Genomic DNA, 14508 nt, shown 5'->3' on the forward strand with positions numbered 1-14508 from the left:
TGGACCACCTAAAAAACAGCCGCTTTCTATTCGCCATCAACCCTCCGTTGGCGCGTTGCCTTTATACAAGCTTTTTCCCTGGACGGTCGGCCGCCGCCGGCAAAAAGGCAGGCCCGCGGCGAAGCGCCTCCTCGCCGAACACGTGCATCAGCGCTTCTTCAAGACGGCGGACAGCAATAATTTGAATGCCGCTCACTTCCCGCAGCAGCGACTGCATGTTCTCAAGCGGAATTATCACCTTTTTCGCCCCCGCTTGTTTTGCCGCTTTGATTTTGGCAAATACACCGCCGACCGGTTTGACATAACCGCGGATGCTGATTTCCCCCGTCATCGCGATCGTATGATCAACCGGCAGCTGGTAAATGGCTGAATAAATGCCAACGGCGATCGCCACCCCGGCTGACGGCCCGTCGACCGGCGCGCCGCCCGGGAAGTTGACATGAATGTCGTAACGGTCGGCCGGCACCCCCATCGCCCGCAGCACGGTGATGACGTTTTCTGCTGAACCGCGCGCCATGCTTTTGCGGCGCACCGATTTTTCGGCGCTGCCGATGCTCTCTTCCTCAATAATGCCCGTGACGTTGATCGTCCCTTTTCCTTTCGCCGGCAAGGCTGTCACTTCAATTTCAAGAAGCGCGCCGGTGTTCGGGCCGTACACGGCAAGGCCATTGACGACGCCGACCGCCGGGGTGGACGCAATTTTCTTTTCATAGCGCGGAGCCATTTGGCTTGAATGAATGACCCATTCAATGTCTTTATCCAAAATTTTGTCACGGTTTTCCGTAATGGCAAGACCGGCGGCGATTTGCATCATGTTCACCGCCTCCCGCCCATTGCGCGCATAGGCGGCAAGCAGGCGAATTCCGCTTTCTGACACGTTCAGGCGGATTTTTTCCGCCGCCTTTTTGGCGATTAAGGCGATCTCGTCTTGATCGAGTTCACGGAAAAACACTTCCAAACAACGGGAGCGGATAGCCGGGGGAATTTCGTTCGGCGTGCGCGTCGTCGCCCCGACAAGACGGAAATCGGCTGGCAGCCCGTTTTGAAAAATATCGTGAATATGGCTTGGGATTTGCGGGTTTTCTTTGCTGTAATAGGCGCTTTCAAAAAACACTTTCCGATCCTCGAGCACTTTTAGCAGCTTGTTCATTTGGATCGGGTGAAGTTCGCCAATTTCATCAATAAACAAAACGCCGCCATGGGCGTTCGTCACCGCCCCTTGCTTCGGCTGGGGAATGCCCGCTTGGCCCATCGCCCCGGCCCCTTGGTAAATCGGATCGTGCACCGAACCGATGAGCGGATCGGCAATGCCGCGCTCGTCAAAACGCGCCGTCGTCGCATCGAGCTCGACGAACACCGCATTTTTTTTGAACGGAGAAAGCGGGTTTTTTTTCGCTTCTTCCAACACGAGCCGGGCGGCTGCCGTTTTGCCGACGCCAGGCGGGCCGTAAATGATGACATGCTGCGGATTCGGCCCACATAGCGCGGCTTTCAGCGCCTTAATGCCGTCTTCCTGGCCGACGATATCGTCAAAACTTTTCGGCCTCACCTTTTCAGCAAGCGGTTCGGTAAGGGAAATGGACCGCAGTTTACGGAGCTGCTCCATCTCTTTGCGCGACTCTTTATCGATCGATACCTTTTGTACGCGCTGTCCTTTTAACAAGTTCCAAAAGTAAAGGCCGATAATGACGCCGAAAAACAGCTGAATGACAAGCACGATGTTTGTCCAGTCCATGCCCCGACATCCTCCTGACTTCGATTTAGTATGTAGTATGATAGTATCCCCGCGAACTGTCGGGAATAAACAAAAAAGCGCCGGCCGGCGCCCGGGGCATGGCGCCGGCCAAAAAAAGAAACCGCCGTTTATGGCGGTTTCTTGATTAAGCGGATGTTTTCCGTTCATGCTCAATGACCGTGCCGTCGTGGCGGACGAGTTTCGGCGGTTTTGTGCCGCGCACGGTATCGAGCGTAATGATGCATTTTTGCACATCTTCGCGCGATGGAAGCTCAAACATGACATCGAGCATAATTCCTTCGATGATCGAACGGAGGCCGCGCGCACCCGTTTTCCGTTCGATCGCTCTTTTCGCGATTTCCCGGAGCGCCGCTTCTTCAAACTCGAGTTCAACGCCGTCAAGCTCCAGCATTTTTTGGTATTGTTTCACGATCGCGTTTTTCGGCTTCGTCAAAATATCGATCAACGCCTGTTCGTCAAGCGGCTCAAGCGTCGTAATGACCGGCAGACGGCCGATGAACTCCGGAATAAGCCCGAACTTGAGCAAGTCTTCCGGCAGCACTTTCGACAGCAAGTTTTTCTCATCAACATCGGCTTGGTTCATTTCCGCACCGAATCCGATCACTTTTTTGCCGAGGCGGCGCTTAATGATCGGCTCGATGCCATCAAACGCCCCGCCGCAAATGAACAAAATGTTCGTTGTGTCGATTTGGATGAACTCCTGATGCGGATGTTTGCGGCCGCCCTGCGGTGGAACGCTGGCGATCGTTCCCTCCAAAATTTTGAGCAGCGCCTGTTGCACCCCTTCACCGGAAACATCGCGGGTGATGGAAGGGTTTTCCGATTTGCGGGCGATTTTATCGATTTCATCGATATAAATAATGCCTTTTTCTGCCCGTTCCACATCATAATCGGCCGCTTGGATGAGCTTCAGCAAAATGTTTTCGACGTCCTCGCCGACATAGCCTGCCTCCGTGAGCGATGTCGCATCGGCGATGGCAAACGGCACGTTTAAAATGCGCGCCAATGTTTGCGCCAACAGCGTTTTCCCGCTCCCGGTCGGCCCGATCATCAAAATGTTGCTTTTCGACAGCTCGACATCATCGATTTTGCTGCCGGAATTGATCCGTTTATAATGGTTGTAAACCGCAACGGCGAGCGATTTTTTCGCCTCATCTTGGCCGATGACGTATTCATCTAAAATTTCCCTGATCTCCATCGGCTTCGGCACGTCTTTAAATTCAAATTCTTCCTCGTTTCCAAGCTCTTCCTCGACGATCTCCGTGCACAATTCAATGCATTCATCACAAATGTAAACGCCCGGGCCGGCGACGAGCTTGCGCACTTGGTCTTGCGTTTTGCCGCAAAACGAACACTTTAGCTGCCCTTTTTCATCATTAAATTTAAACATGTCATTCACCCCTTGCTAACAAAATCGCACCTGCGTTATGTATCATGTCTCGCCATCCCATGTTGCAAAAAACTTATGTATTCGCTATTTTACCATACATGCGTCAAAAAAAGCGAATGAAAAACCTGTAATGTGTTAGAAAAGTTTGAAAAATTACCTCCAGGCGCCAATGACTGAGATAAAGAACAAGGCACGAACGTCTCGCGCCTTGTTCCTTCTACCTTTATTATTATGCCGCAACCGTGCTGTGCTCCACAAGAAAATCGATCGTTTTCCGCCATTTTAAATCTTCTTTGACGCCATCCAAGCTGCCGAGCAGCTCTTTTAACTTGTCCACGCTCAAGTTGTAGGCTTCCGCCATTTTTTGGAGTTCTTCCTCCACCTCTTCATCGGTTACCTCGATGTTTTCTGCTTTGGCGATCGCTTCGAGCGTCAAGGCCGCACGCACCCGTTTTTCGGCGTCTTCTTTCATTTGCTCACGCAGCGCCGCTTCATCCTGACCTGAGAATTGATAGTACAGCTGCAAGTTCAGCCCTTGCATTTGCAGTCGTTGATCAAATTCGCGAAGCATCCGGTCCGTCTCGTTTTGCACCATGACAGCCGGAATATCGATTTCCGCATTGGCTGCCGCTTTTTCGACGACCGCATTGCGCAACGCCGTTTCCGCTTCATTCTTTTTCGCTTCTTCCAGACGGGCGCGGATTTTCGCTTTCAGTTCGTCAAGCGTTTCAACTTCTTCATCGACGTCTTTCGCAAACTCGTCGTCCAAAGCCGGCAATTGCTTCGCTTTCACTTCATGCACTTTCACTTTGAACGTCGCCGGTTTGCCAGCCAGCTGCTCAGCGTGGTATTCTTCCGGGAACGTCACTTGAATTTCTTTTTCTTCGCCGGCTTTCATACCGACAAGCTGTTCTTCAAACCCCGGGATAAAGGTGCCTGAACCGATTTCGAGCGAATAGTTTTCCGCCTTGCCACCTTCAAACGGTTCACCGTCGACAAATCCCTCGAAATCGATGACGGCCGTATCGCCGTTTTCCACCGTTCCGTCTTCTTTCACGACGAGTTCGGCGTAATTTTCTTGCAGGCGTTTCAGCTCGTTTTCGACGTCTTCATCCGTTACCGTCGCATCCATTTTTTCCACTTCAAGCCCTTTGTATTGGCCGAGCTTCACTTCCGGTTTTACCGTCACTTTCGCTTTAAAAATCAGGCTTTTCCCTTTTTCCATTTGTTCAATGTCGATTTCCGGCATCGATACCGGCTCAATGCCTGCTTCTTCGACCGCTTTCGCATACGCTTCCGGCAGCAAAATATCGAGCGCGTCTTGATAGAGCGCCTCAACGCCAAACCGTTTTTCAAACAGGACGCGCGGCACTTTCCCTTTGCGGAAGCCCGGCAGCGCAATATTTTTCACCACTTTTTTAAATGCGGCATCCAAGCCTTTGTTCACTTGCTCGGCGTCGACTTCAACCGTCAATACGCCCTCATTTCCTTCGAGCTTTTCCCATTTGACTGACATACTGTTCCCTCCAACTAAAATCATTGCGCGGATCCATCATGCCATCCGCTTGTCCATTATCCTCTTATTATGCTCTGATTATGTAGCAAGTATGCGAAAACAAATACATAGCACAGCCATTATATTATAACATATGAAAGCCATGTTTCAACATCGAACCCTCTATTTAAAAAAAGGAAAGTTTCTCTACCTCGTGCAACTTTTTGCAAAGTTCCGCCATCTCCGCTTCTGTGACACCGTAGCGAGCCGCCACGTCATTCGTTTCGACGTCGATGCCTTGAAACCGGCTCGCCATCCAGTGAAGGGCAGCCATCCATGCCTCGGCATTGGCGGGCTCCGGTGGAAACGGATATAAGATGTAGGCATAACGGAGCCAAATTTCCGCCGCTGTCTCATATAGGCTCGGGCTGTCTGCAGAAAGCCGCTGTTCCAGCAGGCGAAGCAACATGGAAGCAAACTCCGTCTCCGTCTGCTCGTTTAGCGCGGATGGCACCACGTCAATGCGGCGGCCGAATTTTTCGACTGTCACCGCTTCGTCGACCCGTTTGACGGTCAGCAGGCGAAGCAGCATCGTTTTGGCCATCGGGCTTTTGTCCGGCTCGCGCAAATATTGCTTAAGCAGCGGCAATACGGGGCTGATTTCTTCTTTTTCCAACTGCTTGATAAGCTGCATTTGCTCGGCGATGTCTCCTGACTCAAGCAGCCGCTTAGCCTGTTTCCATTCGGCAGGCGGCAGCGGGCGAGCGCTCATTTTTTCGCTGAAGCGGAGAAGCTGGCGAAGCTGTCCGCGCAGCGAAACGGAAAGCGAAGGACGCTGCAAAGCGGCGCGAATGGCTGCTTCCGCTTCGCTGTACCGGTTCGTCTGCAACAAAAGCGCAATATACATCTGCAACAGTTCGCTGTTGTCCGGCTGTTCCTCAAGCAAAGCCGCCAAGCGCCATTCGGCTTCGTCGTGCTCCCCGAGCTCGTAGCAGCAAACGGCAAGCCCGAGCCGAACCGGAAAGCTGCTGTCGCCGAGCTGCTCAGCGGCGCGCAAAAAGCGGAACGCTTCCTTGTACCGCTTCGCCTCAAGCGCCATAAACGCTTCTTCGATCAGCCGTTCCTTTGTTTGTGGAAACATAATGATTTTTCCTTTTTTTTCGCTTCCCATCTTCGCCCGCTCCTATTTTCATTTACTACAAGTGTAGCAAGTTTTCCCCAGCGACACAAGCTGTGGATTGCAGCACACCGCAGCGACATGATGGAAGCACGCCCATACGTTCACAACCGGACAAAGAAACGGGGCGGCGTTAAAAGGCGGTCTGCCTTCAGACGGGAGGCAAATATAGCCCGAAAGGCCGGAGGAAAATGACGGATTCGCCGGATTGATAAGAAATCGCCAGAAGATGAGGGGATGGCGCCGCGATATTTCTGAATAGAAAAAACGTTGCAGGAGGGCCATGTCCCTTTTGACGATCGACTCGTTATAAAGAAGCGCCAGCGCGTGAACGGACGATAAAAAGGGTGCCCCGTCGCTTTTGGGACACCCTTCGTCCATCCCGCCTTGCCGCGCCAAACGCATAACGGCTACGGCCGTGGGCAATGTTTTTGTTCGTACGCGGCAATGTAAGGTTCATATACAAACGTCAAATCGATTTCATCCCATCCTTTTAACAGCAGCTGCCTCCGGTACGGGTCAATGTCAAACGGGCGCGAAAACCCTTCGTCATCGAACACGCGCTGCTCTTCAAGCGACACCGTCAACTCATAGTCAGCGCGCTCACTTTGGCGCAATAAGTAGCGGACATCTTCCCGATCGAGCCGGATCGGCAGCAGTCCATTCTTTAAGCAGTTATTGTAAAAAATATCAGCAAATGACGGGGCGATGATCGCGCGAAATCCGTAATCTTGAAGCGCCCAGGGCGCGTGCTCGCGCGACGAGCCGCATCCGAAGTTTTCATCGGCGATCAAAATCGTCGCTCCTTCGTTCTCCGGGCGATTCAGCTCAAACTCCGGATTTGGCGTGCCATCGCTCAAATACCGCCAATCATAAAATAGAAACTGGCCGAACCCGGTGCGCTCGATTCGTTTTAAAAACTGCTTCGGAATGATCTGGTCCGTATCGATGTTCGCCCGGTCGATGCCGGCGGTTTTCCCGCGGTGAATCGTAAACGGCTTCATCCCGTCTCTCCCCTTCCGTCCCGTGTATCGTTCGTTTCTATGCCGCTTTTGAGAAGATAGCCCCAAAACGGGGGCGGCCATATCAAGGAGCACCCGTCATCGGACCGGCTCAGCTTCAAGCTGGCGCACGTCGACAAAATGTCCGTAAATCGCAGCCGCCGCGGCCATCACCGGGCTGACGAGATGCGTGCGCGCTCCTTTTCCTTGCCGCCCTTCAAAGTTGCGGTTCGACGTTGACGCACAGTGCTCGCCTTCTGGGATGATGTCCGGGTTCATGCCCAAACAGGCGCTGCAGCCAGCCTCACGCCATTCAAAACCGGCATCGATGAAAATTTGCGCAAGCCCCTCTTCTTCCGCCTGTCTTTTCACTTGCTGCGACCCCGGCACAACGAGCGCGCGCACGCCCGGAGCGACTTTTTTTCCTTTGACAATGCCCGCTGCCGCCCGCAAATCGCTGATGCGCGAGTTCGTACATGAGCCGATAAAAACGTGCTGCACCGGAATATCGGTGATCGCCATTCCCGGTTTCAAGCCCATATACTCGAGCGCCCGGCGCACCGCGTTTTGCTCTGTTTTGCTTTCAAACTGCTCGGGATGCGGCACGACGCCATCGACCGATGTGCTCATCGCCGGGGTTGTACCCCATGTCACCATCGGGGCGATCGTCGACGCGTCGATTTCAATCGTCTTGTCGTATTCCGCCCCCTCGTCGCTGGCGAGCGCCCGCCACCGTTCGACCGCTTGCTCAAACGCTTCGCCTTTTGGCGCATATTTGCGGCCGCGCAAATAGGCGAATGTCGTTTCATCCGGGCTGATGAGCCCGGCTCTCGCCCCCGCTTCAATCGACATGTTGCAAATCGTCATCCGTTCTTCCATCGACATGCGGCGGATCGCCTCACCGGTAAACTCAATAATATAGCCGGTGCCGACGCCAACGCCATAGCGGCCGATAATGGCCAAGATGACGTCTTTGGCGGTCACCCCTTTGCCGAGACGACCGTTGATGCGGATTTGCAGCGTTTTCGGTTTATGCTGCCAAAGCGTTTGCGTCGCCAGCACGTGCTCGACCTCGCTTGTGCCGATGCCAAACGCCAACGCGCCAAACGCCCCGTGCGTCGACGTATGGCTGTCGCCGCAGACGATCGTTTTCCCCGGTTGGGTCAAGCCGAGCTCCGGACCGATGACGTGCACGATTCCTTGCTCTTCGCTATGCAAATCTGCCAGTGGGATGCCGAACTCGCGGCAATTGCGCTCGAGCGCTGCAATTTGGTTGCGCGCCACCTCATCGGTGATGACAAACCGATTGACAGTGGGCACGTTATGGTCCATCGTCGCAAACGTCAAATCCGGCCGCCGCACCTTCCGCCCTTTTTGCCGCAGCCCCTCAAACGCCTGCGGCGATGTGACTTCATGCACCAGGTGCAAATCGATGTACAATAAATCCGGTTTGCCTTCCTCGCGGTAGACGACATGGTTTTCCCATATTTTATCGATGATCGTTTTTGGCTTCATTGGCTTTCACCTCGCGCGTTTTAGGCATAAACGGTCATAATTTGCGCAATGGCTGTGTAATCGAGCACCGCGTTTTTGATTTCTTCCACCATTCTATCTGTCGACACCGCGCGGCCGCCAAACGCCAAATCCGCAGTGCGCAAGCCTTGATCGAGCACCTGCCGCACCGCGTGCTCGACCGCCTCCGCTTCCGCAGTGAGCCCGAACGACAGGCGAAGCATCATCGCGGCCGACAAAATCGCGGCAATCGGATTGGCTTTGTTCATACCGGCAATATCAGGCGCCGAGCCGTGAACCGGCTCATACAAACTCGGCCCGGAAGCGGATAAGCTGGCTGACGGCAGCATCCCGAGCGAACCGGACAGCATCGAGGCCTCGTCGCTCAAAATATCGCCAAACATGTTTTCTGTCACAATGACATCAAACTGCTTCGGCGCGCGGATGAGCTGCATCGCGGCATTGTCAACAAGCATATGCTCAAGCGTGACGTCCGGAAATTCCTTCGCCACCTCTTCGGCCACTTCTCGCCATAATCGGCTTGACGACAGGACGTTCGCCTTGTCGACCGACGTCACTTTTTTCTTCCTCCCGCGCGCAAGCATAAACGCCATGCGCACGATCCGTTCGATTTCTTCCTTTTTATATAAGAGAGTGTCAACCGCTCTTTCTTCCCCGTTTTCCACGACGCGGCCGCTCGGCTGGCCAAAGTAAATGCCGCCGGTCAACTCGCGGACGATGACAAAATCGACGCCTTGCACGAGATCCGGTTTTAACGGCGAAGCGGAAACCAAACTGTCATAGCAAACAACCGGCCGCAAGTTGGCATATAAGTCGAGCTGCTTGCGAATGGCAAGCAATCCTTTTTCCGGGCGCAAATGCGGAGGGTTGTCGTCCCACTTCGGACCGCCGACCGCCCCGAGCAGCACCGCATCGCTCTGTTGGCAAAGGCGAAGCGTCTCTTCTGGGAGCGGCGTCCCGGCTTCATCGATCGCGGCTCCGCCAATCAATCCATACTCAAACGCAAACTCGTGGCCAAACCGGATGCCGACCGCTTTCAAAACCTCGACCGCTCCGGACGTCACTTCCTTGCCGATGCCATCGCCCGGCAAGACGGCAATCCGATAGTTTCCCATGTTTGAATCCCTCCGTTTTATGATGTTGCCACCTTTTCGTTTTCAGCACGCATCGCTTCGATCATAAACACGCGGTTCATGGCGTTGATGTACGCTTTCGCCGACGCCTCAAGCACGTCTTGCGCCGTTCCGCGCCCGCTCGTTTCAACATCGCGCACGCGCACTTTCACAAACACTTGTGCTAGCGCATCGCGGCCGCCGCCGACCGACTCAATCCGGTAGTCAAGCAGTGTCACTTCCGTTTGGAAGCAGCGCTCGAGCGTATTGTACAGCGCCTCGACGCTGCCGGCGCCGGTCGCCGCTTCTTGGATTTCATTCCCCTTCCCGTCTTTCAGTACCACGACCGCTGTCGGAATTTGATTCGTCCCGTATTGCACTTGAATGGAAGACAATTGATAAAAATCTTTGAAGTGGTCGAACTTCTCTTCGAAAATCAACGCGATTAAATCGTCGTCGGTAATATCCTTCTTTTTGTCCGCCAGTTCTTTAAAACGGACAAACAGCTGATTGATCTCTTCATCGGACAACGTGTAGCCGAGCTCCTCAACCCGGTTGCGAAGCGCATGGCGGCCGGAATGTTTGCCGAGCACCATCGAATTCGACGGCACGCCGACGAGCTCCGGTGAAATGATTTCGTACGTCGTTTTTTCTTTTAAGACGCCGTCTTGATGGATGCCGGATTCATGCGCAAACGCGTTTTTGCCGACGACCGCTTTGTTGGGTGGAACGACGACCCCGGTCAGCTTGCTGACGAGATTGCTTGTGCGCTTAATTTCTTGCAAATTGAGGCGCGTTTCCACTTGATAATAATCTTTGCGGATGTGAAGGGCGACAGCGATTTCCTCAAGCGCCGCATTGCCGGCCCGCTCGCCGATGCCGTTGATCGTGCACTCGACCTGCGTCGCTCCATGTTCAATGGCCGACAGCGAGTTCACCACCGCCATGCCCAAGTCATCATGACAATGAGCGGAGAGTGAAACATTTTCAATATTCGGAACATTGTTTTGCAAATAGAGGAAAATTTCCCCGTATTCTTTCGGCGTAATATAGCCGACCGTATCCGGAATGTTGATGACCGAGGCGCCGGCTTTGATCACTTCGGCGACGATTTTCGCCAAAAACGGCAGCTCGCTCCGGCACGCATCTTCCGCTGACCATTGGACGATCGGGAAAAAGCGCTTCGCGTATTTCACTGCCTCAACCGCCGCTTCAATCACTTGTTCCGGCGTCATCCGCAATTTATGCACCATATGGATCGGCGAGGTGGCGATGAATAGGTGGAGCCGCGGCTCCGCGCCGCCTTTTAACGCCTCCCACGCCGCATCAATATCGCTTCGGACCGAGCGCGACAGCCCGGTGACCGAGCATGTTCTCACCGTTTCGGCAATTTGTTTGACCGCCTCAAAATCGCCTTTCGATGAGGCGGGGAAGCCCGCCTCGATGATGTCAACCCGCAGCCGTTCAAGCTGACGGGCAATTTCCAACTTTTCTTGCAAATTCAAGTTCACACCAGCGGATTGTTCCCCATCACGCAATGTGGTATCAAAAAACTTAATGTTTCGCACCTGGCACCACCGCCTCGATTTGTTTTGCCTTCACAAACGGCATCATGCTTCGCAGTTCGCGTCCGACAATCTCAATCAAATGCTCATTCTCACGCCGGTTGATGGCGTTGAACTCCGGACGGTTCGCTTGGTTTTCCAAAATCCAGCTTTTCGCGAATTTGCCGGTTTGGATGTCATAGAGCACCTTTTTCATTTCCGCTTTCACAGCGTCGTTAATAATGCGCGGGCCGGTGATAAAGTCGCCCCATTGCGCCGTATCGGAAATCGAATAGCGCATCCACGACAAACCGCCTTCATAAAGAAGATCAACGATGAGCTTCATTTCATGCAAACACTCGAAATAGGCGACTTCCGGCTGATACCCGGCTTCAACGAGCGTTTCAAACCCGGCCTTGATGAGCGCCGTCAGCCCGCCGCACAGCACCGCTTGTTCACCGAACAAGTCGGTTTCCGTCTCTTCTTTGAACGTTGTCTCCAACACCCCAGCTCGAGCAGCACCAATCGCTTTCGCATAGGCGAGCGCCGTTTCTTTCGCGTGTCCGGTTACATCTTGATAAACGGCGATGAGCGCCGGCACCCCGGCTCCTTCCGCATATGTGCGACGCACGAGATGGCCTGGTCCTTTCGGCGCCACCAAGAAGACATCGACATGCTCCGGCGGGACGATTTGGCTGAAATGAATGTTAAACCCGTGCGCAAACACAAGCGCGTTGCCCGGTTCAAGCCCCGGTTCAATCTCTTCCTTGTAGACAGCCGGCTGTTTCTCATCCGGCAGCAACACCATCACAATATCCGCTTGTTTTGCCGCTTCGCGCACCGAGTATACTTCAAAGCCGTCCTGTTCCGCCTGCTCCCACGATTTCCCTTTGCGCAACCCGACAATGACGCGGACGCCGCTGTCGCGCAAGTTTTGCGCATGGGCGTGGCCTTGTGAGCCGTAGCCGATGATCGCGACCGTTTTCCCTTGCAAATATTGTTCGTTTGCATCCCCGTTATAGTAGACTTTTGCCATGATTACCCTCTCCTTTGTCGTGTAGTGTAAATGGGCCGCCATGCGCCCTCATTGCGCACAGGCGCGGTTATTCGTATCGACAATGTTTTGACAACGATCATTGCAACGGAGACAGCGGCCGTTAAATGATAAACGCCGTTTTCTGGTTGGCCGCCGCTTTTTGCGCCCCGCGGGTGAACGCGGTCGTACCGGTGCGCGCCACTTCTTTGATGCCATAGGGGCGCAACAGCTCAATCAACGCCTCGACTTTTTCCGGCTCGCCGGTGACTTGAATGACGAGGCTGTCTTTGCTGACGTCGACGATCGAGGCGCGGAACGGCTCAATGAGCGTGTAGATTTCTTGGCGGATCGCCGGAGCAGCCGCCACTTTCACAAGCGCCAGCTCACGGGCGACGATCGCCTGATCCGTGATGTCATTGACTTTCAATACATCGATCTGCTTGTTTAGCTGTTTGATAATTTGTTCCGCGGTCCGTTCGTCGTCGACATTGACGACAAATGTCATCCGCGAGACTCCATCGATTTCCGTATGCCCGACGGTGATGCTTTCGATATTGTAATGCCGCTTCGTAAACAGCCCGGTGATGCGGTTTAACACGCCCGGGCGGTTGTTGACCGTCATCGTGATAATTCTTCGCACGCTTTCACCCCCACCATTTCATGAAGCCCTTTGCCGGGCGCCACCATCGGATACACGTTCTCGTCGGCGCGGACGTGGAAATCCAACAGCACCGGGCCGTCCATCGCAAACGCTTGTTTTAACACTTCAGCTGCTTCCGCCTCCGTCTTCGCCCGCAGCCCCGGTATGCCGTATGCTTCAGCGAGTTTTACAAAATCCGGCTGATTCGGGATGAGCGAATGGGAGTACCGTTTTTCGTAAAACAGCTCCTGCCATTGCCGCACCATGCCGAGCGCCTGGTTGTTGACGATGACGATTTTAATTGGCAACCCCAGCTCTTGAATGACCGACAGCTCTTGAAGCGTCATTTGGAAACCGCCGTCGCCGACGATGGAAACGACGGTCGCGCTCCGATCCGCCAGCTGGGCGCCGATCGCTGCCGGAAGCCCAAAGCCCATCGTGCCGAGCCCCCCGGACGTCACCCACCGGTGCGGTCGATTGAACTTGTAATATTGCGCCGCCCACATTTGGTGCTGGCCGACGTCCGTTGTGACGATCGCTTCGCCATTTGTCAATTCGTAAATCATTTCGACAAGCTTTTGCGGCTTGATCGTCCCGGCTTCCGGCTCGTAATGGAGCGGGAAGCGCCGCTTCCACTCATTGAGCTGTTCGAGCCACGCCGCGTTGTCAGCCGGTTTGCCTTGCTGGGCGATCAGTTCCTGCAGCGCCGCTTTGGCGTCGCTGACAATCGGAATTTTGGTCGGCACGTTTTTGCCGATTTCCGCCGGGTCGATGTCGATATGAGCGACAGTCGCCTTTGGCGCGAAGTATTTCAAGTTGCCGGTGACCCGGTCGTCAAAACGGGCGCCGATGTTGATAAGCAAATCGCACTCATAGAGCGCCATGTTCGCCGTGTACGTCCCGTGCATGCCCGCCATCCCCAAGAAAAGCGGATGGTCTGCCGGGAAGCCGCCAAGGCCAAGAAGCGTATGAACGACCGGAATGTTTTGCTGCTCGGCGTACTGCCGCAATTCGTTTGCCGCGTCGGCGTGCAAGACGCCGGCGCCGGCTAAAATGACCGGCCGCTTCGACTGGCTGACCGCCTCGACAAGACGGCGGATTTGCCAATGGTTCGGCTGCGTCGTCGGCTGATACCCAGGCAAGCAAACTTCTTCATCGTAATCGAATTCCCCTTCGGCCGTTGTGATGTCTTTCGGAATATCGATCAACACCGGCCCCGGCCGTCCAGTCGTTGCGATGTGGAACGCCTCTTTGATGATTTTCGGCAGCTCACTGATGTCGCGCACTTGGTAGTTGTGTTTCGTAATCGGCATCGTAATCCCGACGACATCGGCTTCCTGAAAGGCGTCCGAGCCGATGACGCTCGTCGCTACTTGCCCAGTGAACACGACGAGCGGCAACGAATCCATCATGGCGTCGGTCAGTCCGGTGACGATGTTGGTCGCTCCCGGCCCCGATGTTGCGATGACGACCCCCGGTTTTCCCGAAATGCGCGCGTACCCTTCCGCCGCATGAATGGCTCCCTGCTCGTGCCGCGTCAAGACGTGAAACACACCGGCTTTATACAGCTCATCGTAAAGCGGAAGCACCGCGCCGCCCGGATAGCCGAAAATGACTTCGACTTGCTCCGCCTTCAGCGCTTCGATCAACATCATCGACCCGCTCATCCTCGTCTTCGTCTTCGCCTGCTCCTCCACGTTCATCTTTGCCATCGTCGATCCTCCCCGTTGGTTGTGATCCATATAAAAAACCTTTTCACCCACCATGACTGGCATTTCCAGCCAAAGGGGCGAAAAGGTTTCCTTTCCGCGGTACCACCCTTCT

Annotated in this window: 11 protein-coding genes and 1 other annotated feature (1 of these 12 running past the window's edge); all 11 genes read right to left on the bottom strand. The window is 54.4% G+C overall.

Annotation, left to right across the window (positions count from 1 at the left end; all coding sequences use genetic code 11):
- Window positions 1-61: 61 nt before the first annotated feature.
- Window positions 62-1735, bottom strand: coding sequence for an ATP-dependent protease LonB (gene lonB / locus CV945_RS01225; protein ID WP_100658960.1), 1674 nt, complete (start codon window positions 1733-1735; stop codon window positions 62-64).
- Between the two features lie 145 nt (window positions 1736-1880).
- Window positions 1881-3146 (bottom strand): ATP-dependent protease ATP-binding subunit ClpX, encoded by a 1266-nt coding sequence (gene clpX, locus CV945_RS01230; RefSeq protein ID WP_047758126.1) that lies wholly within the window; start codon window positions 3144-3146, stop codon window positions 1881-1883.
- Window positions 3147-3375: 229 nt separating this feature from the next.
- Window positions 3376-4662 (bottom strand): trigger factor, encoded by a 1287-nt coding sequence (gene tig, locus CV945_RS01235; RefSeq protein ID WP_033010630.1) that lies wholly within the window; start codon window positions 4660-4662, stop codon window positions 3376-3378.
- 166 nt (window positions 4663-4828) lie between these two features.
- Window positions 4829-5812: a tetratricopeptide repeat protein gene (locus CV945_RS01240; RefSeq protein ID WP_100658961.1), complete on the bottom strand. Its 984-nt coding sequence runs from the start codon at window positions 5810-5812 to the stop codon at window positions 4829-4831.
- Between the two features lie 416 nt (window positions 5813-6228).
- A complete protein-coding gene (leuD, locus tag CV945_RS01245; RefSeq protein WP_044744798.1) occupies window positions 6229-6822 on the bottom strand; it encodes a 3-isopropylmalate dehydratase small subunit in 594 nt (197 codons plus the stop codon).
- 96 nt (window positions 6823-6918) lie between these two features.
- The gene (gene leuC, locus CV945_RS01250; RefSeq protein WP_094239049.1) at window positions 6919-8334 is read right to left on the bottom strand and encodes a 3-isopropylmalate dehydratase large subunit; all 1416 of its coding nucleotides are present in this window, start codon (window positions 8332-8334) and stop codon (window positions 6919-6921) included.
- 20 nt (window positions 8335-8354) lie between these two features.
- Entirely contained in the window at window positions 8355-9467 is a 1113-nt protein-coding gene (gene leuB / locus CV945_RS01255) for a 3-isopropylmalate dehydrogenase (RefSeq protein WP_094239050.1), read from the bottom strand.
- A gap of 17 nt (window positions 9468-9484) precedes the next feature.
- Complete coding sequence (locus CV945_RS01260; RefSeq protein WP_033010636.1) at window positions 9485-11032, bottom strand: 2-isopropylmalate synthase; 1548 nt, start codon at window positions 11030-11032, stop codon at window positions 9485-9487.
- Window positions 11019-12044: a ketol-acid reductoisomerase gene (gene ilvC, locus CV945_RS01265; RefSeq protein WP_100658962.1), complete on the bottom strand. Its 1026-nt coding sequence runs from the start codon at window positions 12042-12044 to the stop codon at window positions 11019-11021. The genes CV945_RS01260 and ilvC overlap by 14 nt, the downstream gene beginning before the upstream one ends.
- Window positions 12045-12165: 121 nt before the next feature.
- On the bottom strand, window positions 12166-12684 hold the full coding sequence (gene ilvN, locus CV945_RS01270; RefSeq protein WP_033010639.1) for an acetolactate synthase small subunit: 519 nt from the start codon (window positions 12682-12684) through the stop codon (window positions 12166-12168).
- Window positions 12663-14396, bottom strand: coding sequence for an acetolactate synthase large subunit (gene ilvB, locus CV945_RS01275; RefSeq protein WP_033010674.1), 1734 nt, complete (start codon window positions 14394-14396; stop codon window positions 12663-12665). Before ilvB ends, ilvN begins: the two co-directional genes overlap by 22 nt.
- A 70-nt stretch (window positions 14397-14466) precedes the next feature.
- Window positions 14467-14508, bottom strand: a binding site (T-box leader) (it continues 226 nt past the right edge of the window).

This window comes from Geobacillus sp. Manikaran-105 (genome assembly GCF_002809955.1).
GTDB classification, from domain to species: domain Bacteria; phylum Bacillota; class Bacilli; order Bacillales; family Anoxybacillaceae; genus Geobacillus; species Geobacillus thermophilus.

Coding starts and splice junctions, on each gene's coding strand:
- lonB (WP_100658960.1), bottom strand. CDS start 1,735: ATGGACTGGACAAACATCGTGCTTGTCATTCAGCTGTTTTTCGGCGTC.
- clpX (WP_047758126.1), bottom strand. CDS start 3,146: ATGTTTAAATTTAATGATGAAAAAGGGCAGCTAAAGTGTTCGTTTTGC.
- tig (WP_033010630.1), bottom strand. CDS start 4,662: ATGTCAGTCAAATGGGAAAAGCTCGAAGGAAATGAGGGCGTATTGACG.
- CV945_RS01240 (WP_100658961.1), bottom strand. CDS start 5,812: ATGGGAAGCGAAAAAAAAGGAAAAATCATTATGTTTCCACAAACAAAG.
- leuD (WP_044744798.1), bottom strand. CDS start 6,822: ATGAAGCCGTTTACGATTCACCGCGGGAAAACCGCCGGCATCGACCGG.
- leuC (WP_094239049.1), bottom strand. CDS start 8,334: ATGAAGCCAAAAACGATCATCGATAAAATATGGGAAAACCATGTCGTC.
- leuB (WP_094239050.1), bottom strand. CDS start 9,467: ATGGGAAACTATCGGATTGCCGTCTTGCCGGGCGATGGCATCGGCAAG.
- ilvC (WP_100658962.1), bottom strand. CDS start 12,044: ATGGCAAAAGTCTACTATAACGGGGATGCAAACGAACAATATTTGCAA.
- ilvB (WP_033010674.1), bottom strand. CDS start 14,396: ATGGCAAAGATGAACGTGGAGGAGCAGGCGAAGACGAAGACGAGGATG.